Annotated in this window: 28 protein-coding genes, 2 tRNA genes and 1 pseudogene; 24 read left to right on the top strand and 7 right to left on the bottom strand. The window is 61.9% G+C overall.

The genetic code is table 11. The features are described from left to right. Positions 1-151: 151 nt before the first annotated feature. Positions 152-1963 carry a glutathione-regulated potassium-efflux system protein KefC gene (gene kefC, locus ISX93_RS04705; RefSeq protein WP_195777547.1) on the bottom strand — a complete coding sequence of 604 codons (1812 nt, stop codon included), beginning with the start codon at positions 1961-1963 and terminating at the stop codon, positions 152-154. 188 nt (positions 1964-2151) lie between these two features. Beyond that, the gene (locus ISX93_RS04700) at positions 2152-3447 is read right to left on the bottom strand and encodes an OprD family porin (protein ID WP_195777546.1); all 1296 of its coding nucleotides are present in this window, start codon (positions 3445-3447) and stop codon (positions 2152-2154) included. Between the two features lie 257 nt (positions 3448-3704). Between ISX93_RS04700 and ISX93_RS04695 the strand changes: the two genes are divergently transcribed. Further along, positions 3705-3941 (top strand): glutaredoxin family protein, encoded by a 237-nt coding sequence (locus ISX93_RS04695; protein WP_195777545.1) that lies wholly within the window; start codon positions 3705-3707, stop codon positions 3939-3941. A 36-nt stretch (positions 3942-3977) separates the two neighbouring features. On the opposite strand, the gene ISX93_RS17100 is transcribed toward ISX93_RS04695, so the two are convergent. Then, the gene (locus ISX93_RS17100; protein WP_308705301.1) at positions 3978-4178 is read right to left on the bottom strand and encodes a cold-shock protein; all 201 of its coding nucleotides are present in this window, start codon (positions 4176-4178) and stop codon (positions 3978-3980) included. Between the two features lie 90 nt (positions 4179-4268). Then, a pseudogene (locus ISX93_RS17295) lies at positions 4269-4577 on the bottom strand (cold shock domain-containing protein membrane protein); the annotation flags it as partial. Positions 4578-4885: 308 nt separating this feature from the next. Here ISX93_RS17295 and ISX93_RS04685 point away from each other — a divergent pair. From ISX93_RS04685 to nadA, 17 genes are all read left to right on the top strand, one after another. Continuing rightward, a complete protein-coding gene (locus ISX93_RS04685) occupies positions 4886-5155 on the top strand; it encodes an FmdB family zinc ribbon protein (protein WP_195777543.1) in 270 nt (89 codons plus the stop codon). Positions 5156-5199: 44 nt separating this feature from the next. After that, on the top strand, positions 5200-6975 hold the full coding sequence (gene aspS, locus ISX93_RS04680) for an aspartate--tRNA ligase (RefSeq protein WP_195777542.1): 1776 nt from the start codon (positions 5200-5202) through the stop codon (positions 6973-6975). Positions 6976-7090: 115 nt separating this feature from the next. Further along, entirely contained in the window at positions 7091-7837 is a 747-nt protein-coding gene (locus ISX93_RS04675) for a YebC/PmpR family DNA-binding transcriptional regulator (RefSeq protein WP_195777541.1), read from the top strand. Positions 7838-7972: 135 nt separating this feature from the next. Continuing rightward, positions 7973-8497 carry a crossover junction endodeoxyribonuclease RuvC gene (gene ruvC / locus ISX93_RS04670; protein ID WP_195777540.1) on the top strand — a complete coding sequence of 175 codons (525 nt, stop codon included), beginning with the start codon at positions 7973-7975 and terminating at the stop codon, positions 8495-8497. A gap of 31 nt (positions 8498-8528) precedes the next feature. Continuing rightward, entirely contained in the window at positions 8529-9134 is a 606-nt protein-coding gene (ruvA, locus tag ISX93_RS04665; RefSeq protein ID WP_195777539.1) for a Holliday junction branch migration protein RuvA, read from the top strand. 6 nt (positions 9135-9140) lie between these two features. Further along, complete coding sequence (gene ruvB / locus ISX93_RS04660; protein WP_195777538.1) at positions 9141-10193, top strand: Holliday junction branch migration DNA helicase RuvB; 1053 nt, start codon at positions 9141-9143, stop codon at positions 10191-10193. Between the two features lie 52 nt (positions 10194-10245). Next, positions 10246-10683, top strand: coding sequence for a tol-pal system-associated acyl-CoA thioesterase (ybgC, locus tag ISX93_RS04655; protein WP_195777537.1), 438 nt, complete (start codon positions 10246-10248; stop codon positions 10681-10683). A 24-nt stretch (positions 10684-10707) separates the two neighbouring features. After that, positions 10708-11403 carry a protein TolQ gene (gene tolQ, locus ISX93_RS04650; RefSeq protein WP_195777536.1) on the top strand — a complete coding sequence of 232 codons (696 nt, stop codon included), beginning with the start codon at positions 10708-10710 and terminating at the stop codon, positions 11401-11403. A gap of 11 nt (positions 11404-11414) precedes the next feature. Further along, a complete protein-coding gene (tolR, locus tag ISX93_RS04645; protein WP_195777535.1) occupies positions 11415-11873 on the top strand; it encodes a protein TolR in 459 nt (152 codons plus the stop codon). Next, positions 11873-12784 (top strand): cell envelope integrity protein TolA, encoded by a 912-nt coding sequence (gene tolA / locus ISX93_RS04640; RefSeq protein ID WP_195777534.1) that lies wholly within the window; start codon positions 11873-11875, stop codon positions 12782-12784. The genes tolR and tolA overlap by 1 nt, the downstream gene beginning before the upstream one ends. After that, a complete protein-coding gene (tolB, locus tag ISX93_RS04635) occupies positions 12781-14079 on the top strand; it encodes a Tol-Pal system beta propeller repeat protein TolB (RefSeq protein ID WP_195777533.1) in 1299 nt (432 codons plus the stop codon). Before tolA ends, tolB begins: the two co-directional genes overlap by 4 nt. 52 nt (positions 14080-14131) lie before the next feature. Beyond that, positions 14132-14635: a peptidoglycan-associated lipoprotein Pal gene (gene pal, locus ISX93_RS04630; protein WP_195777532.1), complete on the top strand. Its 504-nt coding sequence runs from the start codon at positions 14132-14134 to the stop codon at positions 14633-14635. 6 nt (positions 14636-14641) lie between these two features. After that, positions 14642-15460: a tol-pal system protein YbgF gene (ybgF, locus tag ISX93_RS04625; protein WP_195777531.1), complete on the top strand. Its 819-nt coding sequence runs from the start codon at positions 14642-14644 to the stop codon at positions 15458-15460. A gap of 131 nt (positions 15461-15591) precedes the next feature. Continuing rightward, positions 15592-16239, top strand: coding sequence for a 7-carboxy-7-deazaguanine synthase QueE (queE, locus tag ISX93_RS04620; RefSeq protein WP_195777530.1), 648 nt, complete (start codon positions 15592-15594; stop codon positions 16237-16239). A gap of 1 nt (position 16240) precedes the next feature. Further along, positions 16241-16915 carry a 7-cyano-7-deazaguanine synthase QueC gene (gene queC / locus ISX93_RS04615; protein ID WP_195777529.1) on the top strand — a complete coding sequence of 225 codons (675 nt, stop codon included), beginning with the start codon at positions 16241-16243 and terminating at the stop codon, positions 16913-16915. Positions 16916-16966: 51 nt separating this feature from the next. Further along, positions 16967-17042: transfer RNA gene (locus tag ISX93_RS04610), tRNA-Lys, on the top strand. A gap of 114 nt (positions 17043-17156) precedes the next feature. Next, positions 17157-18215, top strand: a complete 1059-nt coding sequence (gene nadA, locus ISX93_RS04605; RefSeq protein ID WP_195777528.1) for a quinolinate synthase NadA — start codon at positions 17157-17159, stop codon at positions 18213-18215. Between the two features lie 7 nt (positions 18216-18222). Here nadA and ISX93_RS04600 read toward each other — a convergent pair whose 3' ends face one another. Beyond that, on the bottom strand, positions 18223-19656 hold the full coding sequence (locus ISX93_RS04600; RefSeq protein ID WP_195777527.1) for a M48 family metalloprotease: 1434 nt from the start codon (positions 19654-19656) through the stop codon (positions 18223-18225). 104 nt (positions 19657-19760) lie between these two features. On the opposite strand from ISX93_RS04600, the gene ISX93_RS04595 reads away from it, so the two are divergent. After that, a complete protein-coding gene (locus ISX93_RS04595; protein ID WP_195777526.1) occupies positions 19761-20012 on the top strand; it encodes a sulfurtransferase TusA family protein in 252 nt (83 codons plus the stop codon). Here ISX93_RS04595 and ISX93_RS04590 read toward each other — a convergent pair. Then, on the bottom strand, positions 19991-20464 hold the full coding sequence (locus ISX93_RS04590; RefSeq protein ID WP_195777525.1) for a peroxiredoxin: 474 nt from the start codon (positions 20462-20464) through the stop codon (positions 19991-19993). The two genes, ISX93_RS04595 and ISX93_RS04590, sit on opposite strands and share 22 nt — an antisense overlap. 10 nt (positions 20465-20474) lie before the next feature. After that, complete coding sequence (locus ISX93_RS04585) at positions 20475-21032, bottom strand: glycine cleavage system protein R (protein ID WP_195777524.1); 558 nt, start codon at positions 21030-21032, stop codon at positions 20475-20477. 165 nt (positions 21033-21197) lie between these two features. Here ISX93_RS04585 and dapA point away from each other — a divergent pair, with 165 nt between their 5' ends. From dapA to ISX93_RS04560, 5 genes are all read left to right on the top strand, one after another. After that, complete coding sequence (dapA, locus tag ISX93_RS04580; protein WP_195777523.1) at positions 21198-22076, top strand: 4-hydroxy-tetrahydrodipicolinate synthase; 879 nt, start codon at positions 21198-21200, stop codon at positions 22074-22076. Between the two features lie 18 nt (positions 22077-22094). Beyond that, a complete protein-coding gene (gene bamC, locus ISX93_RS04575) occupies positions 22095-23243 on the top strand; it encodes an outer membrane protein assembly factor BamC (protein ID WP_195777522.1) in 1149 nt (382 codons plus the stop codon). An 82-nt stretch (positions 23244-23325) separates the two neighbouring features. Continuing rightward, the gene (locus ISX93_RS04570; RefSeq protein WP_195777521.1) at positions 23326-24195 is read left to right on the top strand and encodes a phosphoribosylaminoimidazolesuccinocarboxamide synthase; all 870 of its coding nucleotides are present in this window, start codon (positions 23326-23328) and stop codon (positions 24193-24195) included. Between the two features lie 118 nt (positions 24196-24313). Beyond that, a tRNA-Ser gene (locus tag ISX93_RS04565) sits at positions 24314-24403 on the top strand. Between the two features lie 225 nt (positions 24404-24628). Then, a complete protein-coding gene (locus ISX93_RS04560; RefSeq protein ID WP_374987651.1) occupies positions 24629-25441 on the top strand; it encodes a mechanosensitive ion channel family protein in 813 nt (270 codons plus the stop codon). Positions 25442-25469 lie beyond the last annotated feature (28 nt).

The following is a 25469-nucleotide window of genomic DNA, read 5'->3' as shown; positions in this document are numbered from 1 at the left end:
CGTGCAAAACGTAGGGTGGGCGTAGGGTGGGCTTTAGCCCACCACAAAGCGCGGGCCGATGTCGGTGGGCTGAAGCCCACCCTACGCCCACGCTTGTATGTTGAACCCGATGTCAAACGATAATCCAAAGCGTTAGCGGGAGGCCGGCCGCTCAGTCGGGCTGGTCCTGCCGCGTCTGCCGGCGCTGCTCGGCCAGTTGTTCTTCCAGCTGGCGGCGCGATTCGCGGGCGGCGGAGATCAGCTTGGCTTGGTCCTCATGGAAGGGGCGCATGCTTTCCAGCATCTGCAGGTTGTGTTCGCGGAACTGGCGGATAGTCTGCTCGGCTGCAGCCTTCGAATGGCCGAGCAGTTCGAGCACGCTGTGCGCGCTGAGCAGGCTGGACTCGTAGAGCTCACGCTGCAGCAGCTGTACGCCGCGGTCACGCAGCTTGTGCCAGTGCGGCGCATCGAAGGCGCGCGCGACAATGGTCGCCTGCGGGAAGTGCTCGCGTGCCAGCTCGACGATCTCCAGTGACTGCGCCGGCTTGTCCACGGCCACCACCAGCACGCGGGCCTGGCCGGCGCCGGCGGTGCGCAGCAGGTCGAGGCGGGTGGCATCGCCGTAGAACACCTGATAGCCGAAACGCCGCGCGGCCTCGATCATCTCGGCGTTGTGATCGAGCACCGTACAGTGCTGGCCGGTGGCTTCGAGGATGCGCGCGATGATCTGGCCGAAGCGGCCGAAGCCGGCGATCAGTACCTCGGCATCCTGTGGCTCGGAGATTTCCGCCATGGCCGGTGCGCTGCATTTTGCGTAGCGCGGCAGCAGCCAGCGGTCGATGGCCACCAGCAGCAACGGGCTGACCAGCATCGACAGGGCCACGGCGCCGATCAGCAGCGACGTGGTCTGGCTGTTCAGTGCCCCTTCGTTGGCGGCCGCCTGGAATACCACGAAGGCGAACTCGCCGCCCTGGGCCAGCAGCAGGGTGAGCAGCGGCCGCTCCTGGAACGGCACCTGCATCAGCCGGGCCAGCAGGTAGATCACCAGCCCCTTGAGCAGCAGCAGGGCCAGCACGATGGCGGCCATCTGCAGCGGAAAGCGCGCCAGCACGCCAAAGTCGATGCTCATGCCCACGGCGATGAAGAACAATCCGAGCAGCAGGCCCTTGAACGGCTCGATGTTGGTTTCCAGCTCGCGGCGGTACTCGCTTTCGGCCAGCAGCACGCCGGCGAGAAAAGCTCCCAGCGCCATCGACAGGCCGATCAGCTGCATCAGGCTGGCGATGCCGACCACCAGCAGCAGGGAAGTGGCGGTGAAGATTTCCGGCGTCTTGCTGCGCGCGATCCAGCGGAACAGCGGGCGGATGGCGAAGCGTCCGCCGACCACGATGGCGGCGATCACGGCCATGATCCGCAGGGTCTCCAGCCAGCGGTTGGCGCTCTCGCCGCCGTCGACCGTGGCGCTGGCCGCCAGCAGTGGCAGCAGGGCGAGGATCGGGATGGCCGCCACGTCCTGGAACAGCAGGATGGAGAAACCGGCCTGGCCGCCGCTGGTACGCAGCAGGTTGCGCTCGCCGAGCACCTGCAGGGCGATCGCGGTGCTCGACAGGGCCAGGCCGAGACCGCCGATCAGGGCGATGCGCCAGTCGTAGCCGAAGGCCAGGCCCAGCCCGGCCAGCGCCGCGGCACAGGCGATGACCTGTGCCGAGCCCCAGCCGAAGATCGGCCGGCGCAGGCTCCACAGGCGCTTGGGTTCCAGTTCGAGGCCGACCAGGAACAGCATCAGCACCACGCCGAACTCGGCGAAGTGCAGGATGTCGGTGACGTTGGTGACCAGTCCCAGCCCCCACGGGCCGATGGCGATCCCGGCGACCAGGTAGCCGATGATCGAGCCCAGGCCGAGGGCCTGACTCAGGGGCACCGCGATCACCGCGGCGCTCAGGTAGATGAAGCTGTTAACCAGCCAGGTAGGTGCATGTTCCATGCCTGTCACCTTAGCAAAGGCTTGCGCAGCTGCGGCAAACAAATGCATGGCGCCGCAGGCCGGCTGATCTTCAGGGCGTTGATTCGGGCGGCAGTCGGTAGTGGTTGCGCGGGTTGCACCCGCCCTAGATAAAGAAAGGCCTGCGCGCAGGCAGGCCATTCGGTGGGTTGCGGCACAGCTTTGTGCTGTTACCAGATCGGCAGGGTGTAGCTGACGATCAGGCGGTTCTCGTCTAGGTCCTTGGTGGTCTTGGCCACGTTGGAGCGGTAGGTGGCGTTGCGCCATTTCACCCCCAGGCCCTTGAGCGCGGCGCTCTGGAACAGGTAGGCGATGTCGGTGTCGCGTTCCCATTCCTCGCCCTCGCTGACGCCGGCGCCACGGTCGATGTTGTCACCGCTCACATAGCGGGTCATCAGGGTCAGGCCGGGAACGCCGAAGCTGGCGAAGTTCAGGTCGTAGCGCGCCTGCCAGGATTTCTCCTCGGTGCTGGCGAAGTTGCCGATCTGTACATAGTTGACCAGGTAGGGGTCGGTTTCGGCGATGTAGGGGAAGGGGTTGTCGCCGTTCATCTGCTGGTAGCCGAGGCCGAAGGCGTGGGCGCCGATGCCATAGGTGAGCATGCCGTTGGCGGACTTGTTGTCCAGCGTGCCGGCATCGGCACTGCCGTTGTCGTTGCTGTCGGCATAGCGCAGGTCAGCCTTGACGAACTGACCTTCGGCCAGCGGCAGCAGGTAGACCAGCCCGGCAAAATTCTGGTCGTAGATGTTTTCCAGTTCGCCGTAGTAATAGCTCAGGCTCAGTTCCTTGGTCAGGGCGTAGTCGCCACCGGCGAAGCTGAACTGGTCACTGGTGGCGACGGTATTGCCGTTGAGCATCAGGTCCTGATAGTCGCTGGAAGCACGCTGCTTGACCTGGCTGTACATGCCACCATTCAGGTTCAGGCCGTCGATTTCGAGGACGTTGAGTGAGCCGCCCTCGAAGGTCTGTGGCAGCAGGCGGATATCACTGGCCTGCACCACTGGCAGTTTCGGCTGCAAGCCGTTACCGGCTTTGAGCACACTCTTGGAAATGCGGATTTTCGCGTTGGCGCCAGCCGAGGCGTATTCGTCCTGAGCCCTGCCGGTTTCATTGTCCAGTTGCAACAAGCCGGTGCCGCTGCGGCCGCGCCCGGAGTCAAGGCGGATGCCGACCAGGCCGAGGCCGTCGACGCCAAAGCCGACCGGGCCTTCGGTAAAGCCGGACTCCATGCGCAGCAGGAAGCCCTGCGCCCATTCCTCGGAATAGGCCTTGGTTTCGCTCGGGGTCTTGCCGGTGACGGTCGGCAGCGGGCTGTCCTGGCGATAGTCGCGGTTCATGTAGAAATTGCGGAGTTCGAGTGTCGCCTTGCTGTCCGTGATGAAATCGGCCAGGGCGAATTGCGGCAGGCTGAGGCCGGCGCCCAGGGTGGCCAGGGCCACTGCGCGGGCGAGGGGTGTATTGCGCATGTTGTTGTCTCCTCGGGGTGGATTGCCAGGCCGGTGTGCGGACTGTTACAGCGAGGTGACTAAAACATTTCAGCAGCCGTTTGGCCCTTAGACCTTGGTCGTTGCGACTTTAGTCGCAGGCGCCCAGCTTTGATCTTCCGGTCGCACCGGTGCCGGTGAATCTGGCGGAGCGACGTGCGGCAGACGGAAAATGGCGCAGCAGGCTGTTAGACTTCAGCTGTGCAAATGTTGACCATCTTGCGTCCAGGTTCGCCTCCATGCCTCCAGAATGCCAGCTCCTCGGAACCCTCGGCTGCCACCTGTGCGAGGTGGCCGAAGCGCTGCTGTTGCCGTTTGTCGAACGCGGCCTGCTGGTCGAACTGATCGATATTGCCGAGGGCGCGGCGCTGGTGGAGAGCTACGGCCTGCGCATTCCGGTGCTGCGCCGGGTCGATACCGGTGCGGAACTCGACTGGCCGTTCGAGGCGGCGCAGGTTGCCAGTTTCCTGCGCTAGCCCGCGCGCCCATTGAACCGTTTATGTGCCCGCGGACTAGCGCCGGGAGGACGGTGCGGCGATCACATCTTCGGCCTGCAGGCCCTTGTCGCGCATCATCACGACGAACTCGACGCGCTGGCCTTCAACCAGAACACGGTGGCCTTCGCCGCGGATGGCGCGGAAGTGCACGAAAATATCGTCACCGGAATCCCGGGAGATGAAGCCGAAGCCCTTGGAGGTGTTGAACCACTTCACGGTGCCGGTTTCACGCTTGCCCTGGTCGCCGCTGGTATTGGCGGGCCGGGCGGCCTGGCTGCGCTTGGGCAGGTTGTCAGCCAGCTGCAGGAGCACCGCGCCGAGGAGCGCGATCAGCGCCAGCACGACGGCCGGTTGATTGCCTATCAGCGGCATGGGGGCCAGCAGTACAAGTGCCTGCAGCGCGGCAGCCAGAACCACCAGTACGGAAACGGCGGTATGCCGGGGGCTGTGCCGACTCTGGACATAGCCCGCCAGCAGCAGGTTGATCAGGCCGCAAAATGCCAGGTACAGCGCATCGGGTTGTTGCAAAAAGGCAGGCGCATCGGTGCCCAGAGCGGGGATAAATGACAACAGCAGGGCGGCAACGCCCGCCAGTAGATGGACGATTTTGACCATGATGGAATTAACTCACTTTGACGAAGAGGATTACTGCTTGAACAGCTGATGGGTAGCGTCAGCGGTGGAAAAATCCGTGCGGGATACCTTCAGCGGCTGCAGTGCCGGGGCGGACCCGGACCTGCAGCGGCGTATTTAACCGCAAAGCGCAGGGCTACTCAAATCAGCTGCAGGCTGCTGCGCCGGGTTGATTGCCGTGGCCGGCAGGGATGGCGATCGGCCTGGCGGCTGTGTCTTGCCGATTAACTGTATATAATCGCGCCCTTTGCCGCAGGCTCTCGGCTCGTGGTGCCGGTTCAGGGTGTTTTATGCCGATCTATGAATACCAGTGCAGTAGTTGCGGCCATCAGCTGGAGGCCATTCAGAAGTTCAGCGATGCGCCTTTGGTCGATTGTCCGGCCTGCAAGGCTGCCGGGCTGAAGAAAATGCTATCGGTGCCGGGCTTCCGCCTGAAAGGCGGCGGCTGGTACGAGACGGACTTCAAGACCGGAGCGAAGAAGAACCTGGCAGGCGCGGAAGCCCCTGCAGCCTGTCCGGCCACCGGTTGTGCCGGCGGCGGATGCACTGCCGGCGAATAATCGGCATAACCAATTCAAGCACTTAACAGAAGCGAACGAAGATCATGATGCGCACCCACTATTGCGGCCAGTTGAACGAAAGCCTGGACGGTCAGGAAATCACTCTTTGCGGCTGGGTGCATCGTCGCCGCGACCATGGTGGGGTGATCTTTCTCGACATTCGCGACCGCGAAGGGCTGGCCCAGGTGGTTTTCGACCCGGATCGCGCCGAAACCTTTGCCAAGGCTGACCGGGTGCGCAGCGAATACGTGGTGAAAATCACCGGCAAGGTGCGCCTGCGTCCGGCCGGTGCGGTCAATCCCAACATGCTGTCCGGCGGCATTGAAATCCTCGGCTACGAGCTGGAAGTGCTGAACGAAGCGGAAACCCCGCCGTTCCCGCTGAACGAATACACCGACGTGGGGGAGGAAACCCGCCTGCGCTATCGCTTCATCGACCTGCGCCGCCCGGAAATGGCCGACAAGCTCAAGCTGCGCTCGCGGATTACCTCGAGCATTCGCCGCTACCTGGACGAGCACGGCTTCCTCGATGTGGAAACGCCGATCCTCACCCGCGCCACGCCGGAAGGTGCGCGTGACTATCTGGTGCCGAGCCGTACCCATGCCGGCAGCTTCTTTGCGCTGCCGCAGTCGCCGCAGCTGTTCAAGCAACTGCTGATGGTGGCCGGCTTCGATCGCTACTACCAGATCGCCAAGTGCTTCCGCGACGAAGACCTGCGTGCCGACCGCCAGCCGGAATTTACCCAGATCGACATCGAAACCAGCTTCCTCGACGAGGCTGACATCATGGCCATCACCGAGAAGATGATTCGCCAGCTGTTCAAGGACGTGCTGAACGTCGAGTTCGGCGAGTTGCCACACATGACCCTGGCCGAAGCCATGCGCCGTTTCGGCTCGGACAAGCCGGACCTGCGGATTCCGCTGGAGCTGGTGGATGTCGAGGATCAGCTCAAGGACGTCGACTTCAAAGTCTTCGCCGGCCCGGCCAACGACCCCAAATGCCGCGTCACCGCCTTGCGGGTACCGGGCGGGGCGAGCATGCCACGCAAGCAGATCGATGATTACACCAAGTTCGTCGGCATCTACGGTGCCCGCGGCCTGGCTTACATCAAGGTCAACGAACGCGCCAATGGCGTGGAAGGCCTGCAGTCGCCGATCGTCAAGAACATCCCGCTGGACAACCTCAATGTGATCCTTGATCGCGTCGGTGCGGTCGATGGCGACATCGTGTTCTTCGGCGCCGACAAGGCCAAGGTCGTCAGCGAAGCCCTGGGCGCGCTGCGCATCAAGCTCGGCCACGACCTCAATCTGCTGACCTGCGAATGGGCGCCGCTGTGGGTGGTCGACTTCCCCATGTTCGAGGAGAACGACGATGGCAGCCTGACCGCCATGCACCACCCGTTCACCGCGCCCAGCTGCAGTCCGGCCGAACTGGAAGCCAATCCGGCAGCCGCGCTGTCGCGCGCCTACGACATGGTGTTGAACGGCACCGAACTGGGTGGCGGCTCGATCCGTATTCATGACCGTGCCATGCAGCAGACGGTGTTCCGCGTGCTCGGCATCAGCGAAGACGAGCAGCAGGAGAAGTTCGGTTTCCTCCTCGACGCCCTGAAGTTCGGTGCGCCGCCCCATGGCGGCCTGGCCTTCGGCCTGGATCGCCTGGTGATGCTGATGACCGGCGCACAGTCGATCCGCGAAGTGATTGCCTTCCCGAAAACCCAGAGCGCGGCCTGCGTCATGACCCAGGCGCCGGGTATCGTCGACAACAAGGCACTGCGCGAGCTGCATATTCGTCTGCGCGAGCAGCCCAAAGCCGAGTAAGGCGGTTTGGGGCGTAGGATGGGTTGAGCATGGCGATACCCATCCCCCTCAATGATGGGTTACGCCTCGCGGCTAACCCATCCTACGTGCGTATGTGCAACAACCGGAGTGAGTTATGGCTGGTCATTCCAAATGGGCCAACATCAAGCACCGCAAGGGGCGTCAAGACGCCAAGCGCGGCAAGATCTTCACCAAGCTGATTCGCGAGCTGACCGTGGCCGCCAAGGGCGGTGCCTTGCCCGCGGATAATCCGCGCCTGCGCCTGGCAGTAGACAAGGCGCTGACCGCCAACATGACCCGCGACACCATCGACCGTGCCATCGCCCGCGGCGCCGGAGCGGACGAAGCCGACAATATGGTCGAGCTCAGTTATGAGGGCTATGCGCCCAATGGCGTGGCGGTGTTCGTCGAAGCCATGACCGACAACCGCAACCGTACCGCGGCGGCCGTGCGGCATGCCTTCAGCAAGTGTGGCGGCAACCTGGGCACCGACGGTTCGGTGGCCTACATGTTCGAGCGCAAGGGGCAGATCAGCTTCGCCCCCGGGGTCGACGAAGACGCCCTGATGGAGGCGGCGCTGGAAGCCGGTGCCGACGACGTGGAGATGGGCGAGGATGGTTCGGCGCTGGTATCGACCGGCTTTGCCGATTTCCTCGCGGTCAACGAGGCCTTGACTGCCGCCGGGTTCAAGGGCGAGGAGGCGGAGATCGCCATGATCCCGTCGATCAGTGCACCGATTAGCGACCTGGAAACCGCCAGGAAGGTCATGAAGCTGATCGACATGCTCGAAGACCTGGATGACGTGCAGGACGTCTACCACAACGCCGAAATTCCCGACGAGATCATGGAGCAGCTGGATTAGCTGCAGAGCAAATACAGCCAGCCGGAAGTTGCGCAAAGGCCTTCCGGTTTTTTGTGCCCGGCGGTGGGTGACGCCGCCGGGCAGACTCCCTATACTCGGAAGCTGGATAAATAGACAGTATTCGGGCGGCAGGGTATGACGCTGATTTTGGGGATCGATCCGGGCTCGCGCATCACCGGCTACGGTGTGGTGCGGGATACCGGGCGCGGTTGCGAATACATCGCTTCGGGCTGTATCCGCACCGGCGACGGCGCCTTGCCCGAGCGCCTGCAGAAGGTCTATCGAGGGGTCTGTGAGGTGATTCGCAGCTACGAGCCGGTGACCATGGGCATTGAGCAGGTGTTCATGGCACGCAATGCCGACTCCGCGCTCAAGCTGGGGCAGGCGCGTGGCGCCGCCATCGTGGCCGGGGTCGAGCAGGGACTGGAGGTGGCCGAATACACCGCGACCCAGGTCAAGCAGGCGCTGGTCGGCTCTGGTGCGGCGGACAAGCAGCAGGTGCAGTTGATGGTCATGCACATGCTCAAGCTGGTGCAAAAGCCGCAGATCGATGCCTCGGATGCACTGGCAATTGCCATCTGTCATGCCCATCACCGGCAAAGCCTGATTCCCCATGGCCTGGCCGGCGCCAAGCAGCGCGCCGGCCGGCTGCGCCTTTGAGGTCTGCGCCTATGAACAAGGAGACCAACCCGTGATTGGACGCCTGCGCGGCACGCTGGTGGAAAAACATCCGCCGCACCTGATTCTCGATGTCGGCGGGATCGGCTATGAGCTGGAAGTGCCGATGTCGACCCTGTATCGCCTGCCCGCCGTTGGCGAGCCGCTGACCCTGCACACGCACCTGGTGGTGCGCGAAGATGCCCAGTTGCTCTACGGCTTCTTCGAGAAGCGCGAGCGCGAACTGTTCCGCGAGCTGATCCGGCTCAATGGGGTAGGGCCGAAACTGGCGCTGGCGCTGATGTCGGGGCTGGAAGTCGATGAACTGGTACGCTGCGTGCAGGCCCAGGATACCTCCGCGCTGGTCAAGGTGCCGGGTGTCGGCAAGAAAACCGCGGAACGCCTGCTGGTCGAGCTCAAGGATCGCTTCAAGACCTGGGAGACGTTGCCCGGGATGTCGACACTGGTGATTGAACCCCGCCCGGGCGTGGCGGTCTCAAGCGCGGAGAGCGATGCGTTGAGCGCCCTGATTTCACTTGGTTACAAGCCGCAGGAGGCCAGCCGGGCGGTGTCAGCCGTGCTGGAGGAGGGTCTTTCCAGTGAGAATCTGATTCGTCGTGCCCTTAAAGGAATGGTGTAAGCCGCAATGATTGAAGCCGATCGACTGGTAACAACCGGCGGGCGTGACCGCGATGAGCAACTGGACCGGGCGATTCGTCCGCTCAGCCTGGCCGATTACATTGGCCAGCCGGTCGTACGCGATCAGATGGAACTGTTCATCCAGGCTGCCCGCGGGCGTAACGAGCCGCTCGATCACACCCTGATTTTCGGCCCGCCGGGGCTGGGCAAGACCACTCTGGCGCATATCATCGCCCAGGAAATGGGCGTCTCGCTCAAGAGCACGTCCGGGCCGGTGCTGGAACGGCCCGGAGACCTGGCGGCACTGCTGACCAACCTTGAGCCGGGCGATGTACTGTTCATCGACGAAATCCATCGGTTACCGCCGATCGTCGAGGAAGTGCTGTACCCGGCGATGGAGGATTTCCAGCTCGACATCATGATTGGCGAGGGCCCCGGCGCGCGTTCGATCAAGCTGGACCTGCCGCCGTTTACCCTGGTGGGTGCCACCACCCGTGCCGGCATGCTGACCAATCCGCTGCGTGACCGCTTCGGCATCGTGCAGCGGCTGGAGTTCTACAGTGCCGCGGATTTGTCGACCATCGTCAGTCGTTCGGGCGGTATTCTCGGCCTGCATGTCGAGCCTGACGGCGCCTTCGAGATTGCCCGCCGGGCCCGTGGTACCCCGCGGATCGCCAATCGCCTGCTGCGCCGCGTGCGTGATTTTGCCGAGGTGCGGGGCAAGGGACAGATCACCCGGCCAATCGCCGATCTGGCGCTGAACCTGCTGGATGTCGACGAACAGGGCTTCGACCATCAGGATCGCCGGCTGCTGCTGGCAATGATCGAGAAATTCGATGGCGGACCGGTCGGGATCGACAGCCTGGCGGCCGCCATCAGTGAAGAACGGCACACCATTGAGGACGTGCTGGAGCCCTATCTGATCCAGCAAGGGTATATCATGCGCACTCCGCGCGGGCGGGTGGTGACCCGGCATGCCTACCTGCATTTCGGTTTGAACCTGCCGGGACGGCTCGCCGGCCTGCAGGCGGCTGATTTGTTCGATGTGAGCGATGATTAGTTTGAAAACAAGCACTTGGCTGATTGGCAAGGGCAGGAGTAAGCACTAAAGTATGCGCGCGCAAAATAAGGCCCAGCCATTTACCCATGACTGCCGGGTGTATTTTGAAGACACCGACGCCGGCGGGATTGTTTACTACGTCAATTACCTCAAGTTCATGGAGCGCGCCCGTACCGAGCGTCTGCGCAGCCTGGGCTATGCCCAGTCGCAGCTGGCAGAGGAAGGCTTGCTGTTCGTGGTGCATTCGGTCGAGGCGCGCTACCGCTCGCCGGCAAGGCTGGATGATGTGTTGCAGGTGACTGCCGAGGTCATCGAGCTGAACCGTGCCAGTCTGCGCTTTCGCCAGCAGGTGCGGCGTGTTGCAGATGATCTGCTGCTCTGTGAGGGGCAGTTCCTGGTGGCCTGTGTGCGCGCCGACAATTTGAAGCCACGGGCCATACCCGAAGCGCTGCATGCAGCCTTTGCCAGTGATCCGGGGCTTTCCCAGTGAGTCTTTCCAAACAGGAGATGCAGCGTGGAAGCTAACGCCGTCGACCATATGTCCATGTGGAGTCTGATCAGCAATGCCAGTTTTGTGGTGCAGTTGGTAATGCTCGCATTGCTGGCTGCCTCGGTCACCTCATGGATGATGATTTTCCAGCGCAGCGCCATGTTGCGTCACGCCAAGCGTGGTCTCGACAGCTTCGAGGAGCGCTTCTGGTCGGGGATCGACCTGTCCAAGCTGTATCGCCAGGTGGGCACTACGCCTGATCCGGATTCCGGGCTGGAGCAGATCTTCCGTGCCGGCTTCAAGGAGTTCTCGCGTCTGCGCCAGCAATCGGGTTTTGATCCGGATGCGGTGATGGACGGGGTGAATCGGGCGATGCGTGTGGCGATTTCCCGCGAAGAAGAGAAGCTCGAGCAGAGCCTGCCGTTTCTGGCAACCGTCGGCTCCACCAGTCCGTATGTCGGTCTGTTTGGCACGGTGTGGGGGATCATGAACTCGTTCCGCGGCCTGGCCCAGGTACAGCAGGCGACGCTGGCCACGGTGGCGCCAGGGATCGCCGAGGCGCTGATTGCCACGGCTATCGGCCTGTTTGCGGCGATTCCGGCAGTGATTGCCTATAACCGCTTCGCCGCGCGTGGCGAGATGCTGATTGGCCGTTATTACACCTTCGCCGACGAGTTCCAGGCAATCCTGCACCGCAAAGTCCACAGCTCCGATGACTGAGGGCTGACGCCATGGCCAGAATTCGCAAAAGACGCAAACCGGTTGCCGAAATGAACGTGGTGCCCTACATCGACGTGATGCTGGTGCTGCTGGTCATCTTCATGGTGACCGCCCCGATGCTCAACCAGGGCGTCAAGGTCGACCTGCCCAAGGTCTCGAGCCAGGCCTTGCCGCAGGACAATGACTCGCGGGTACTGACCATCTCGATCAAGGCTGACCAGACCTACTACTGGAACATGGGCGAGGAAGTCGATCCCGACCAGGGCAAGGGCAGCGAGGTCTCTACGGAGCTGCCGCAACTGATCAGTGCCGTGAGCAGCATCCTCGGTGCCAACAGCGGCCAGGGCAAGGCGGTGCAGGTCTTCGTGCGCGGTGACAAGCGCGTGCCCTACGAGGCGGTGATGAAAGTCATGGGCGGTCTGCAGCAGGCTGGCGTCAGCAATGTCGGGCTGATTACCGAGGCTCCCTGATGCGACATCTGAGCGAGCGGTCTCCCTCGGAAAGTTATTTCTGGCCAGTGGTATGGGCGCTTTCGCTGCACCTGCTGATGTTTGTCCTGTTGTTTGTCAGCTTCCAGTTCACCCCGGAGCTGCCACCCGCGCGCCCGATCATCCAGACCACCCTGTACCAGCTCAAGTCGCAGAGCCGGGCAACTACCCAGACGCCGCAGAAAATCGCTGGCGAGGCGAAGAAGACCGCTGCGCCGAGCAATCAGGTCGAGCAGCTGGAAACCAAGAAGGTCGAACAGCAAAAGCAAGCTGCCGCTGCCAAGGCGGCCGAGCAGAAGAAAGTGGCCGAACAGAAAAAGGCAGAAGCGACCAAGAAGGCGGCCGAGCAGAAGAAACAGGCTGAAATTGCCAAGAAGAAGTCCGAACAAGAGAAGAAAAAGGCCGCCGAGGAAGCCAAGAAGAAGGCCGCTGCGGAAGAGGCGAAGAAGAAAGCTGCCGCAGAAGCCGCCAAGAAGAAGGCTGCGCAGGAAGCCTCGCGCAAGGCTGCGGAGGACAAGAAGGCGCAGGCGCTGGCTGAGCTGCTTGCCGAAAACACCGAGTACCAGCAGGCGCTGGCCGATACCGTCGGCGACCAGGTGGCGGGTAATCTGGATGATCTGCTGATCAAACTGGTCAGTGAGCAATGGCAGCGCCCGCCGTCTGCGCGTAACGGCATGAGTGTCGAGGTGCTGATCGAGATGCTGCCCGATGGCACCATCAGCAACGCCAGCGTGACCCGCTCCAGTGGTGACCTGCCCTTCGACAACTCGGCCGTTGCTGCGGTGCGCAACGTCGGCCGGATTCAGGAAATGCAACAGCTCGACCGTGCGACTTTCGATGCCATGTATCGTAAAAGGCGCGTCATTTTCAAACCGGAGGACTTGTCTCTGTGAATAAACTCATCCATATCCTGCTACTCGGCCTGACGCTGCTGGTTGGCAGCGTTCAGGCAGCGGATCCGCTGCTGATCTCGCGTGGCACGGATCGGGCAATCCCGATTGCCGTAGTGCCGTTCGGCTGGCAGGCTGGCTCGGTGTTGCCGGAAGACCTGTCCAGCATCATCGGCAGCGATATGCGCAACTCCGGCTTTTTCGAGCCGATTGCCCGGCAGAACATGATCAGCCAGCCCAGCCAGCCTGCGGAAATCATTTATCGCGACTGGAAGGCGGTAGGCGCGCAATACCTGCTGATCGGCAATATCACCCCGGCGGGGGGGCGCCTGCAGGTCAGTTTTGCCGTGTTCAATGTGACCACCGAGCAGCAGGTAATGGCCGGCACCGTCAGCGGTGGCGTTGAGCAGTTGCGGGACATGGCTCACCACATTGCCGATCAGTCGTTCGAAAAGCTCACGGGCATCCGTGGTGCCTTTTCGACCCGCCTGCTCTATGTCACCGTCGAGCGCTTTGCGCCGAACAATGCGCGTTACACCCTGCAGCGATCGGACTATGACGGTGCCCGTGCGGTCACCCTGCTGCAGTCGCGCGAACCGATTCTCTCGCCGAGCTATGCGCCGGACGGCAAGCGTATCGCCTATGTGTCCTTCGAGCAGAAGAAGCCGCGCATCTTTATCCAGTACGTGGATACCGGCCGGCGCGAGCAGATGACCAATTTTCCCGGCCTGAATGGCGCGCCAGCCTGGTCGCCAGACGGCAACCGCCTGGCTCTGGTGCTCTCCAAGGACGGCAATCCGGAAATTTATGTGATGGATGTGGCCAGCCGTCAGCTCAAGCGGGTGACCAACCAGAGCGGTATCGATACCGAACCATTCTGGGGCAAGGACGGCCAGACCATCTATTTCACCTCCGATCGGGCCGGAAAACCGCAGATTTACAAGGTAAATATCAATAGTGGTGCAACCGAAAGGGTGACCTTTGTCGGTAACTACAACGCCAACCCCAAGCTCTCGGCAGATGAAAAGACCCTGGTGATGGTGCATCGCCAGGATGGCTATGCGGTGTTCCGTGTGGCCGCCCAGGACTTGCAGCGCGGCAGTTTGCGCATCATCTCGGAAACCAGTCTGGACGAGTCGCCTACTGTTGCCCCCAACGGGACCATGGTAATCTACGCCACCCGCCAGCAGGGCCGAGGTGTGCTGATGCTTGCTTCGACCAATGGTCGAGTGCGGACACCACTGCCCACTGCCCAAGGCCAAGTCCAGGAGCCTTCCTGGTCGCCTTATCTGAATTAGAGCGGTTATTGCCCCACTGAATTAAAAACTCAAACCTACCAGGAGTTACATGATGGAAATGTTGAAATTCGGCAAACTTGCCGCTGTTGCACTGGCTCTGGCCGTTGTTGTCGGCTGTTCCTCGAAGAGCGGTGATGCTGCCGGTGAAGGTGCTGTCGATCCTAATGCCGGGTACAACGCTGGTGCCAATGGCAGCGGCCTGGACAGCAGCATGAGCGATGAAGCCGCCCTGCGTGCCATCACCGTGTTCTACTTCGCCTATGACAGCTCGGATCTGCAGCCGGAAGCCATGCGCGCCCTCGACGTACATGCCAAGGACCTGAAAGGCAATGGTCAGCGCGTAGTACTGTCTGGCAACACCGACGAGCGCGGCACCCGTGAATACAACATGGCTCTGGGCGAGCGTCGTGCCCAGGCTGTGCAGCGCTACCTGGTTCTGCAGGGTGTCTCCCCGGCTCAGCTGGAAGTGGTTTCCTACGGTGAAGAGCGTCCGGTTGCCATGGGTAACGACGAGCAAGCCTGGGCCCAGAACCGTCGCGTTGAAATGACCAAGTAATCAGTCATGTCAAAGTACAACCGCATTCTGACTCTGTTGGCCCTCAGCCTGCCCCTTGGGGCGCTGGCCGAGGTTCCGGTAGTTGAAGTTGATGGGACTGCCAGCGGTTATCCGCCGGCTGGTTACCAGAATGCGGGTGCCTATGCAGGAGCCGGGGCAGCAGCCCCGGTTTCGGCGCAAGGCCAGGTTTTCATGCAGTTGCAGCAACTCCAGCAGGAAGTGGCGCAGTTGCGTGGTCTGCTTGAAGAACAGCAGAACGAAATTCAGCGCCTCAGGCAGGAAGGGCTTGAGCGCTATCAGGATCTGGATCGGCGCTTGGCTGGTGGCACTGCGGGTGCCCCGGCAAGTCAAGGTCCTGCTGCCGGTGGTGCAATCAATGCCAGCGCAGCGCCAGTGATGCCCGCGCAGCCGGTACAGAACCAGGCTGCGGTTAGCGCCGAACCGACGGATCCGGCAAAAGAAAAGCTGTACTACGACGCGGCGTTCGACCTGATCAAGACGCGTGATTTTGCCAAGGCCAGCCAGGCGTTCAGCGGTTTCCTGCGCAAATACCCCAACAGTCAGTACGCCGGTAATGCGCAGTACTGGCTGGGCGAGGTGAATCTGGCGCAGGGTGACTTGCCGGCGGCAGCGCAGGCCTTCGCTCAGGTCAGCAAGGTCTATCCAAGCCATCCGAAGGTGCCGGACTCCTTGTACAAGCTGGCAGATGTCGAATTGCGCCAGGGCAATACCGCCCAGGCCAAGACCATCCTGCAGCGGGTGATTACCCAGTTCCCGGGCAGTTCGGCGGCCCAGTTGGCCCAGCGGGACCTCCAGGGCCTCTGATACACGTTTGTTTGATGGACTAAACCCGCGCCAGTCGCGGGTTTTTTCGTTAGAATCGCCATCCCCTATTTTTCGTCACCAAGACGCAACGGAGGCGGATGGCCTGTTTCGCTATCACGCCCGTGGTCACCATGCTAGAAACCCTGCGCATTACCGAGATTTTCTACTCGCTGCAGGGCGAGACACGCACAGCAGGCTTGCCTACCGTGTTTGTCCGCCTGACCGGCTGTCCTTTACGTTGCCAGTACTGCGACACGGCCTATGCCTTCAGTGGCGGCGAGATCCAGAGCCTGGACGAGATCCTGGCCAAAGTGGCCGCATACAAGCCGCGCCATGTCTGTGTGACTGGTGGTGAGCCGTTGGCGCAGCCCAATTGCATTCCCTTGCTGCAGCGCCTGTGCGATGCCGGTTATGCGGTGTCACTGGAAACCAGCGGCGCGCTGGATATTGCCGCGGTGGATCCGCGCGTGAGTCGGGTGGTAGACCTGAAAACCCCGGGTTCACACGAAGTGGCGCGCAATCGCTATGAGAATATTGGCCTGCTGACCAGTAATGATCAGGTGAAATTCGTTATCTGTTCACGGGCGGACTATGACTGGGCGGTTTCCAAGCTGATCGAGTACCGGCTGGATCAACGCGCCGGCGAAGTGCTGTTCTCGCCTAGCCAGCATGAGCTTAAAGCCCGCGATCTGGCTGAGTGGATCATTGCCGACAACCTGCCGGTGCGTCTGCAATTGCAGTTGCACAAGATTCTCTGGAACGACGAGCCGGGACATTGAGATGAACGAAAAAAGAGCGGTAATCCTGCTGTCCGGCGGGCTTGATTCGGCCACCGTGGTAGCCATGGCCAAGGCCGACGGCTTTGCCTGTTACAGCATGAGCTTCGACTATGGGCAGCGCCATCGTGCGGAACTGCATGCGGCGGAGCAGATTGCCCGGCAGCTGGGCGTGGTCGAGCACAAGGTGGTCGGCCTGAACCTCAATGGCATCGGTGGTTCGGCACTGACCGACAGCAGCATCGCCGTACCGGAAACCCCTGCCGAAGGCATTCCGCTGACCTATGTGCCGGCGCGCAACACGGTCTTTCTGGCGCTGGCGCTCGGCTGGGCCGAGGTGCTGGAGGCGGGCGACATCTTCATCGGCGTGAATGCAGTGGATTATTCCGGCTACCCGGATTGCCGGCCGGAGTTCATCCGGGCCTTCGAGCAGCTGGCCAATCTGGCCACCAAGGCCGGCGTGGAAGGGCCGGGCTTCCGGATTCAGGCGCCCCTGCAGTATCTGAGCAAGGCCCAGATCATTCAGGCCGGCACCCGGCTTGGGGTCGATTACGGGCTGACGGTTTCCTGTTACCAGGCGGACGAGCAGGGGCGCGCCTGTGGTCGCTGCGACAGTTGCCGGCTGCGAGCCGCCGGCTTCGCCGGCGCGGGTCTGGCCGATCCCACTCGTTACCAGTGAGTGTTTGAAAAGTTGATTTTCTGAATGGAATCAGTATCATGCGCTTGCGTTGGGTCGTTAGCTCAGTTGGTAGAGCAGTTGGCTTTTAACCAATTGGTCGCAGGTTCGAATCCTGCACGACCCACCACCCCTTCCCTGCAGCATCCTTTCCTTGCTCAACTATTTACCTGCTCCGGATTTCCAGTCCTGGGTGGTATATTTCGTTTGTACAGCCACACGGTTGTCCTCAAGGTCAGCAACTATGACGCATATTTCCGAACGCCTGCTGGTTCAGGCCCATCTGGATGCCAAGCAGCCACTACAGCTGACGGCGGAACAACAGGCGGCTTGCCGCGTTGAGATTGCCGCAGAGCTGAAGCGCCAGAATGCCGTTCTGGTCGCGCATTATTACTGTGATCCGGTGATTCAGGCGCTGGCGGAAGAAACCGGTGGCTGTGTTTCCGACTCGCTGGAAATGGCCCGCTTTGGCAACCAGCATCCGGCGCAGACGGTGGTGGTGGCGGGTGTCAGGTTCATGGGTGAAACGGCGAAGATCCTCAACCCGGAAAAGCGCGTGCTGATGCCGACCCTGGAGGCGACCTGCTCGCTGGACCTGGGCTGCCCGGCTGAGGAGTTCGCGGCCTTCTGTGACCAGCACCCGGAACGTACGGTGGTGGTCTATGCCAATACCTCGGCGGCCGTCAAAGCGCGGGCCGACTGGGTGGTGACTTCCAGTTGTGCGCTGGAAATCGTCGAAAGCCTGATGGATAACGGCGAGAAGATTCTCTGGGCACCGGACCAGCACCTCGGCCGCTATATCCAGCGTGAAACGGGCGCCGACATGCTGCTCTGGGATGGCGCGTGCATTGTTCACGAAGAGTTCAAGGCCCGCCAGTTGCATGACCTGAAGGCGCTGTACCCGGATGCCGCCGTGCTGGTGCACCCCGAATCGCCGGAAGCGGTGATTGAGCTGGCGGATGCGGTGGGTTCGACCAGCCAGCTGATCAAGGCGGCTCAGGAGCTGCCGAACCAGATGTTCATCGTCGCTACCGACCGCGGCATTTTCTACAAGATGAAGCAGTTGTGCCCTGACAAGACGTTCGTCGAGGCGCCTACGGCAGGTTACGGCGCGACCTGCCGCAGTTGTGCGCATTGCCCCTGGATGGCCATGAATACCCTGCAGCGCACGCTGGATTGCCTGCGCACGGGCAGTGGCGAGGTGCTGGTGGATCCAGCGCTGATTCCGCGGGCAGTGCAGCCGCTCAAGCGCATGCTGGACTTCAATCAGGCTGCCCGCCTGCGCGTGACGGGCAACGCCTGAGGCGCTGTCAGCGCATCATCTGCTGAATGATGGCCTGCTCGGCCATCAACTGCTGTTGCCGGGTATCGATGCGTGATGCCAGCGGGAAGTTGGCTGCGGCACGGCGCTTGGCAAAGTTCAACTGCTCGATCGCTTGCGGGTAGTCGCCAACCAGCGCGAAGAACTCCGCCCGCGCCTGATGCAGGCCGATGATGTTTCCAGTCTGGCCGCGCACCTCGGCAACCTGATACCAGATGTCCGGATCGTATGGTCGCAGGCTGACCAGTTGGTCGAGGGTTTTTTCCGCCTGTGCCGACTTGCCTTCCTTGACCTGCAAGTCAGTCAGCGCTTGCAGTACCGGATAGTTGTTGGGGAATGACTTGAGCAGTTTCTCGATCCGGGCGCGAGCCTCGCCGAGCCGCTTGGCGGTCAGGTCCAGTTCGACCTGGGCCAGGTTGTAGACGATTTCGTTGGGCGCCTTGTCCAGCAGCGGCTTGAGGTTTTCACCGGCCAGCTTGAGCTGGCCGCCCTGGATCTGCGCGATGGCCAGGCCATACCGCGCCGGATCTGCGCCAGGCTCGTCTGCCAGCATGGCCTGAAAGCGTTTGGCTGCCAGCCCGGGGGTTTCCTCAAAGACCAGCTGGATGCGGGTGCGCATCAGCTGGTAGCGGGTGGTGTCCTTTACTCCGCCATCCGGAAACTGCTCGGCGCGGTTGCGGGTGTCGGCTATGCGCGATTCGGTAACCGGGTGGCTCATGAGAAATTCGGGGGGCCGGCTGTCATAGCGGTACTGGCTCATCAGACGACCGAACATGTCGGGCATGCTGCGCGGATCGTAACCGGCATTTTCCAGGGTCTGCATCCCGATACGGTCGGCTTCCTGCTCGTTCTGTCGGGAGAAACGTTGCTGCGCCTGCATGGCGGCGGCCTGGGTCGAGGCGATCGCGGCTATGCCGGCATCCCCGGCACCTGCGGCCATGGCGATGATGCCACCGAGCATGGCGGCCATCACCGGTATCTGCATCTGCTGCTGGGCCTCGACGCCGCGGGCGAAGTGGCGTTGCGACAGGTGTGCTAGTTCGTGGGCGAGAACCGAGGAGAATTCGCCCTCGGTCTGGGCGTAGAGGAACAGGCCGCCATTGACGCCGATGATGCCGCCGGGCGCCGCAAAGGCATTCAGTTGACGACTCTTCAGCAAGATGAAATTGAAGCGGCGATCCTGCACCTGGCTTGACTCGGCGAGCCGATAAACGTTGTTTTCCAGGTAATCCTTGAGCAACGGGTCGGGAATCTGTGCCGTCTGCCCGCGAATGATGCTCAGGTAGGCATGCCCGAGTTCGCGCTCCTCCTGTTGCGAGACAATGCCGGAACTGGAGTCGCCGAACGAGGGCAGGTCATCACCGATGGCGGGGGCGGCAATCAGGCAGGCGACGCAAAGCAGGGCAGGGCGCAGACGGTGCATGCAAAAGACTCTTGATCAGGTCGTGGCTACTTTATCTGTGCTGGGTGCTTGCTGGCCAGCACAGACTGGCGTTGGGTAGACTTGCTTCTTTGTGAGGAGTTCAAATGACTGATCCTGCCTGGCCTGAGTACCCTTGCGATGCCGAGGTCGATGCGCGTGGGCTGAGCTGTCCGATGCCGTTGCTCAAGGCCAAGCTGGAGCTCAATCGGCTGCCATCGGGAGCAACGCTGAAGGTGCTGGCTACCGATGCGGGCTCACAACGCGACTTTCGGGCTTTCGCCCGTCTGGCCGGGCACACTTTGCTGCGCGAAGAGGTGGCGGCTGGCGTCTATGGCTACTGGCTGTGCAAGGCCTGAGCGGCCTGTAGTACTGCCGCGGCGTGCCCGGGCACCTTGACGCCGCGCCATTCCTGGCGCAGGACACCGTTGCTGTCGATCAGGAAGGTGCTGCGATCAATGCCGAGATATTCCTTGCCATACAGCTTCTTCAGCTTGATCACGGCAAATTGCTGGCACAGCGCTTCATCCGTGTCGCTGATCAGCTCAAACGGAAAGGCCTGCTTGCAGCGAAAGTTCTCGTGGGATTTGAGGCTGTCCCGCGATACGCCAAAAATCAGCGTGTTGGCGGCGATGAAGGCCGCATACAGGTCGCGGAAATCCTGGCCTTCGGTGGTGCAGCCGGGTGTGCTGTCCTTGGGGTAGAAATAGATCACCAGCTGGCGGCCCCTGAGTGCAGACAGTTGCACTTGCTGCCCACTGGTTGCCTGAACGGTGAAGTCCGCTACGGATTGGCCTACTTCGATAGTCATTGTGCAATCCTCAAGGATGCTGGGGGCGCCAGGGTTCGATCAGGGCATCCAGGTTCAGGGCGTCGGCGAAGTCCAGGAACTGGTCGCGCAGCCAGCTGATCTGCGTGCCGGCCGGCAGGGTGACGGTCAGGGTGGCGTTGAGCATGGTGCCGCCGGTCTGCGGGGCGAGGTAGGTATCGCAGGTCAGGTTCTCCAGTTCGACCTTGTGGTCGCTGAAGAACTGGCACAGTTCATTGAGGATGTCCGGGCGATAGACCGAACTGACGTAGGCGACATAGGGCAACGCCTGGGGGCGCGGCTCCTGGGCAGCGCTGCGGGTGACGCTGATGGTGAAGTGATGCTTCTTCGCCAGCCCGGGCATGCTGGTTTCCAGGCGCGCCAGGGCGTCCCAGCTGCCGGCAATCTGCAGGACCAGGGCGCTGAACTCGCCATGTCGGCTCAGGCGCGTGCTGACAACCGCGCAGCGGTTTTCCTGGCTAGCCCGGCAGAGCACATTGGTCAGCTCCATGGAGTTGGCGCCAAGAGCGCTGATGACTAGGAATTGTTCGCGGACTGGGGGGGTGGACATGCAGCATTCCTAAGGCAGGGAAGTGGGCGAAGCGTGAAGGCGCTAACTCAGGCCGGCAGGTTAGCGAAAAGTCGGGCTCAGGGGAATGCCGCTCTTGTCCATTGCTTGTGCAAGGCAGGTGGCGCCAGTACCATAACGCTCTTATTTTATGGCAGGAGCGGTTGCATGATTGCGGGCAGTATGGTGGCACTGGTCACGCCCATGGATGCACAGGGTGGTCTGGATTGGGACAGCCTGGCGAAGCTGGTGGATTTCCACCTGCAAGAGGGCACCAACGCTATAGTCGCAGTCGGCACCACGGGTGAGTCGGCGACTCTGGATGTCGTCGAACACGTTGAAGTGATTCGTCGCGTGGTCGCGCAGGTCAATGGCCGTATTCCAGTGATTGCCGGAACCGGCGGCAATTCGACCCGGGAATCCGTCGAGCTGACCGAGGCCGCCAGGCTGGCCGGTGCTGACGCCTGCCTGCTGGTGACCCCGTACTACAACAAGCCGACCCAGGAAGGGCTCTACCTGCACTTCCGGCAGATTGCCGAAGCGGTCGCCATTCCGCAGATTCTCTACAACGTACCTGGCCGTACCGCCTGTGACATGCTCCCGGAAACGGTTGAGCGCCTGTCGAAAGTGGCCAATATCATCGGCATCAAGGAAGCCACCGGCGACCTGCAGCGCGGCAAGGAAGTGCTGGATCGGGTCAGCAAGGACTTTCTGGTTTACTCGGGCGACGATGCAACCGCCGTCGAGCTGATCCTGATGGGTGGCAAGGGCAATATTTCGGTTACCGCCAATGTGGCGCCACGCGCTGTCAGCGAGCTGTGCGCCGCGGCCATGCGCGGTGACGCCGCGGTAGCCCGCGGAATCAATGATCGCCTGATGCCGCTGCACAAGGCGCTGTTCATCGAATCCAATCCGATTCCGGTCAAATGGGCGCTGCACGAGATGGGCTTGATCCCTGACGGCATCCGCTTGCCGTTGACCTGGCTGAGTCAGAGTTGTCACGAACCCCTTCGGCAGGCCATGCGCCAGTCCGGCATATTGGCTTAATCCGAGGTATTTCTGCGCATGAAGCGAATTGCCGGACTCTCCGCGCTCGCCCTGATCATCTCCAGTACCAGCGCCTGCAGCTGGTTGGGTCTCACTGGCAAGGATGGCTATTTCCGTGATCGCAGCGACGATTACCTGGAATCCCGCCAGACTGCTCCAATGCAGCTGCCGGAGGGCGTTCAGAGCAAGCCCCTGGATGCCCTGTTGCCGATTCCGGGCAACGTCGCCAACTCCAATGTCGCCGAGTACAAGGTGCCGCGCCCGCCGCTGCTGCTGCCCACCAGCGGCATTTACAGTGATTTCACCTTGCAGAAGAACGACGATGTGCGCTGGCTGGTAGCCAAGCGCAGCACCGCCGACGTCTGGCCGATGGCGCTGCAATTCTTTGAAAACAGCGGGTTCCAGATTGCCCAGCAAAGCCAGCAGACCGGTGAGTTCCTCACTGCCTGGCAGCCGCGCAAGGATCTCTCTGCCGCTTTGGGGCCGGGTTCCGAGGACCTCGAGGACGGCAACAGCGACAGCGACATCCGCATCCGCGTTCGGGTCGAACCAGGCGTGCAGAAGGGCACCACGGAAGTTTTTGTGGCCACGGCCCTGCGTGATACCGACAGCGGTGACGAAGACCTCGAATGGCTGACCGATACCGGCGTGGAGACCAGCCTGCTGGACGGCCTGATGACCAGCATGGCCGCCAGCGATGAGGAAAGCCCGCAGGTTTCCCTGCTCGCCGAGCGGGATTTCGATGCGCCGTCGCTGGCCAGAGTGGCGGATGACGCCAGTGGCAATCCCGTGCTGACCCTCGGCACTGACTATGACCGTGCCTGGTCCAGCGTCGGCCGCGCGATTGCCGTTGCCGACATCAGGGTGGACGACCTTGACCGTACTACCGGCATCTATTACGTCGATCTGGCCCGCGGTGCGCAGGATCAGTCGAGGGAAGAGCCCGGTTTCTTTGACTGGATCACCGGTGGTCCGGCTGACGAGGCTGAACAGGAAGATGCTGGTGCCGGCGCCGAGCGTTACCTGGTGCGCCTGGTCGGCATAGGCAACAGCACCCAGGTGGCACTCCTGACCCCTGAAGGCGGCATGGCGCCGTACGATCTGGCCACTCGCGTACTGGGGCAGATCCAGACCAGTATTCTGACGCCAGTCCCTGTTCAGCCTTGAGGCATCAAGGCCGGGCAGTCAAACATCTGATGGGCGAAAACCTGACGGTTTTCGCCCGTTTTTTTCCAGACGGACACAATCCATGAGCACTCCTTCCTCCCTTGGTCTGAAGAAAATCTACTCGGGCAAAGTGCGCGACCTTTACGAGATCGACGCCAAGCGCATGTTGATGGTGGCGACCGACCGGCTCTCGGCCTTCGATGTGATCCTCAATGAGCCGATTCCAGACAAGGGCAAGATCCTCACCGCAATCTCCAATTTCTGGTTCGACAAGCTCAAGGACCTGGTGCCCAATCATTTCACCGGTGATCGCGTCGAGGACGTGGTCGCAGCGGCTGAATTGCCGCTGGTGGAAGGCCGGGCCGTGGTGGCCAAGCGCCTCAAGCCGGTGGCGGTAGAGGCGATTGTGCGCGGCTACATCGTCGGTTCTGGCTGGAAGGAGTACCAGAAGAGCGGCACCGTGTGCGGTATCCGGCTGCCGGCCGGGCTGCAGGAAGCGGCCAAGCTGCCACAACCGATCTTCACCCCCTCGACCAAGGCCGCGGTTGGCGACCATGACGAGAACATCTCGTTCGAGCAGTGCGAAGCCATCATCGGCGCAGAGCTGGCGGCCAAGGTGCGCGACACCGCCATCGCCCTCTACAGTGCGGCGGTCGAGTACGCGGCCACCCGCGGGATCATCATCGCCGACACCAAGTTCGAGTTCGGCCTGGACGAGGATGGCACCCTGACCCTGATGGACGAGGTGCTGACGCCCGACTCCAGCCGCTTCTGGCCAGCCGACAGCTATGCCGAAGGCAGCAACCCGCCAAGCTTCGACAAGCAGTATGTGCGCGACTGGCTGGAGGCCTCCGGCTGGAACAAGCAGCCGCCAGCCCCGGCGATCCCGCTGGAAGTGGCGCAGAAAACCGCTGACAAGTACCGTGAGGCCCTGACGCGGCTGACCGCCTGATTCATCGGTGAGCGGTGCCGAGTCGAGCGGGGCTCGACGCAAGCACCTGAACCGACTTGAAAAATAATCCGCGCCGGGCTTCGCCAAAGCAAATCCGGCTGGTATGATGCGCGCCGCTGGGAAGATGCCGGAGTGGCCGAACGGGACGGATTCGAAATCCGTTGTGTTAGCAATAGCACCTAGGGTTCAAATCCCTATCTTCCCGCCATTATTTAAAAGCCCCGTAATTCAATGAATTACGGGGCTTTTTCGTTCCTGCCCGGAACTCCTCCTGGGGCAGTTGCAAGCCTTGCTGATTGCGCATTGCCCGTTCGCCAGCCATGCTCTGACGGCTGCTTTGCGGCAGTTCCAAGCCGTGCGCACAATCTGAAAATCATCTCGCAGGAGCTGCACTATGGATGAAGCTACCCTCAAGGCGGTCTCGGTCGACAATATGACTATCCTGATGAATAAGGTCACCGAGTACGGAACCACCTTTGGCGTGAAAATTCTCGCCGCGATTGCTTTCTGGGTAGTCGGTCGCTGGCTGATTGGTGCGGCGGTGGGCATGGTGCAGCGTGCCTTGGGCAAGCAGAGTGTCGATCCCACGGTTTTGCGTTACGTCGGCTCGGTGATTACCGTCACCCTGAACATTCTGCTGGTGATCGGCATCCTCGGTTACCTCGGTGTGCAGACCACGACCTTCGCTGCGTTGCTGGCCGCAGTTGGCCTGGCCATCGGCATGGCCTGGTCGGGGCTGCTGGCGAACCTGGCGGCCGGCGGCTTCATCATCGTGCTGCGGCCGTTCAAGGTCGGCGACTTCATCAGCGCCGGTGGTGTGACCGGTACCGTGATGGAGATCGGCCTGTTCGCCACGGCGATCAATACTCCGGACAACGTGCTGACCCTGGTGGGCAACAACAAGCTGTTTTCCGACAATATCCAGAACTTCAGCCACAACAGTTTCCGCCGGGTGGACCTGACCGCCCAGCTGTCCGGTGCGGCGGATTACAAGGCGGCCATCGCCTTGCTGAAGGAAAAGATCGCAGCCGTTCCCAACGTGCTGGCTGACCCGGCCGTGGTGGTCGAGATCCTGGAGTTCAATCTGGTCGGGCCGGTGCTGGCGGTGCGGCCGTTCTGCCACACCGATCACTACTGGCAGGTGTATTTCGACACCAACCGCCTGCTCAAGGATGAACTGGGCGCTGCGGCATTCCCTGCGCCAATGCCGGCGCAGAAGCTTATCGTCGAACAGCAGAAGGGCTGAGTCTGCCTGCGGGCCGTGCTTGCGCGGC

It is taken from the genome of Pseudomonas sp. N040, assembly GCF_015637705.1.
GTDB lineage: Bacteria > Pseudomonadota > Gammaproteobacteria > Pseudomonadales > Pseudomonadaceae > Aquipseudomonas.
This window is presented reverse-complemented; position numbering and strand designations above follow the sequence as displayed.

What these genes read in the sequence shown, in the direction of transcription:
- nadA (WP_195777528.1), top strand. Translation starts at nt 17,157, where the DNA reads ATGACGCATATTTCCGAACGCCTGCTGGTTCAGGCCCATCTGGATGCC.
- tolR (WP_195777535.1), top strand. Translation starts at nt 11,415, where the DNA reads ATGGCCAGAATTCGCAAAAGACGCAAACCGGTTGCCGAAATGAACGTG.
- ISX93_RS04560 (WP_374987651.1), top strand. Translation starts at nt 24,629, where the DNA reads ATGACTATCCTGATGAATAAGGTCACCGAGTACGGAACCACCTTTGGC.
- ISX93_RS04695 (WP_195777545.1), top strand. Translation starts at nt 3,705, where the DNA reads ATGCCTCCAGAATGCCAGCTCCTCGGAACCCTCGGCTGCCACCTGTGC.
- ISX93_RS04585 (WP_195777524.1), bottom strand. Translation starts at nt 21,032, where the DNA reads ATGTCCACCCCCCCAGTCCGCGAACAATTCCTAGTCATCAGCGCTCTT.
- ISX93_RS04600 (WP_195777527.1), bottom strand. Translation starts at nt 19,656, where the DNA reads ATGCACCGTCTGCGCCCTGCCCTGCTTTGCGTCGCCTGCCTGATTGCC.
- ISX93_RS04590 (WP_195777525.1), bottom strand. Translation starts at nt 20,464, where the DNA reads ATGACTATCGAAGTAGGCCAATCCGTAGCGGACTTCACCGTTCAGGCA.
- ISX93_RS04675 (WP_195777541.1), top strand. Translation starts at nt 7,091, where the DNA reads ATGGCTGGTCATTCCAAATGGGCCAACATCAAGCACCGCAAGGGGCGT.
- ISX93_RS04700 (WP_195777546.1), bottom strand. Translation starts at nt 3,447, where the DNA reads ATGCGCAATACACCCCTCGCCCGCGCAGTGGCCCTGGCCACCCTGGGC.
- ruvC (WP_195777540.1), top strand. Translation starts at nt 7,973, where the DNA reads ATGACGCTGATTTTGGGGATCGATCCGGGCTCGCGCATCACCGGCTAC.
- dapA (WP_195777523.1), top strand. Translation starts at nt 21,198, where the DNA reads ATGATTGCGGGCAGTATGGTGGCACTGGTCACGCCCATGGATGCACAG.
- ybgF (WP_195777531.1), top strand. Translation starts at nt 14,642, where the DNA reads ATGTCAAAGTACAACCGCATTCTGACTCTGTTGGCCCTCAGCCTGCCC.
- tolA (WP_195777534.1), top strand. Translation starts at nt 11,873, where the DNA reads ATGCGACATCTGAGCGAGCGGTCTCCCTCGGAAAGTTATTTCTGGCCA.
- pal (WP_195777532.1), top strand. Translation starts at nt 14,132, where the DNA reads ATGGAAATGTTGAAATTCGGCAAACTTGCCGCTGTTGCACTGGCTCTG.
- ruvB (WP_195777538.1), top strand. Translation starts at nt 9,141, where the DNA reads ATGATTGAAGCCGATCGACTGGTAACAACCGGCGGGCGTGACCGCGAT.
- queC (WP_195777529.1), top strand. Translation starts at nt 16,241, where the DNA reads ATGAACGAAAAAAGAGCGGTAATCCTGCTGTCCGGCGGGCTTGATTCG.
- kefC (WP_195777547.1), bottom strand. Translation starts at nt 1,963, where the DNA reads ATGGAACATGCACCTACCTGGCTGGTTAACAGCTTCATCTACCTGAGC.
- bamC (WP_195777522.1), top strand. Translation starts at nt 22,095, where the DNA reads ATGAAGCGAATTGCCGGACTCTCCGCGCTCGCCCTGATCATCTCCAGT.
- ISX93_RS04685 (WP_195777543.1), top strand. Translation starts at nt 4,886, where the DNA reads ATGCCGATCTATGAATACCAGTGCAGTAGTTGCGGCCATCAGCTGGAG.
- ybgC (WP_195777537.1), top strand. Translation starts at nt 10,246, where the DNA reads ATGCGCGCGCAAAATAAGGCCCAGCCATTTACCCATGACTGCCGGGTG.
- queE (WP_195777530.1), top strand. Translation starts at nt 15,592, where the DNA reads ATGCTAGAAACCCTGCGCATTACCGAGATTTTCTACTCGCTGCAGGGC.
- ISX93_RS04595 (WP_195777526.1), top strand. Translation starts at nt 19,761, where the DNA reads ATGACTGATCCTGCCTGGCCTGAGTACCCTTGCGATGCCGAGGTCGAT.
- aspS (WP_195777542.1), top strand. Translation starts at nt 5,200, where the DNA reads ATGATGCGCACCCACTATTGCGGCCAGTTGAACGAAAGCCTGGACGGT.
- ISX93_RS04570 (WP_195777521.1), top strand. Translation starts at nt 23,326, where the DNA reads ATGAGCACTCCTTCCTCCCTTGGTCTGAAGAAAATCTACTCGGGCAAA.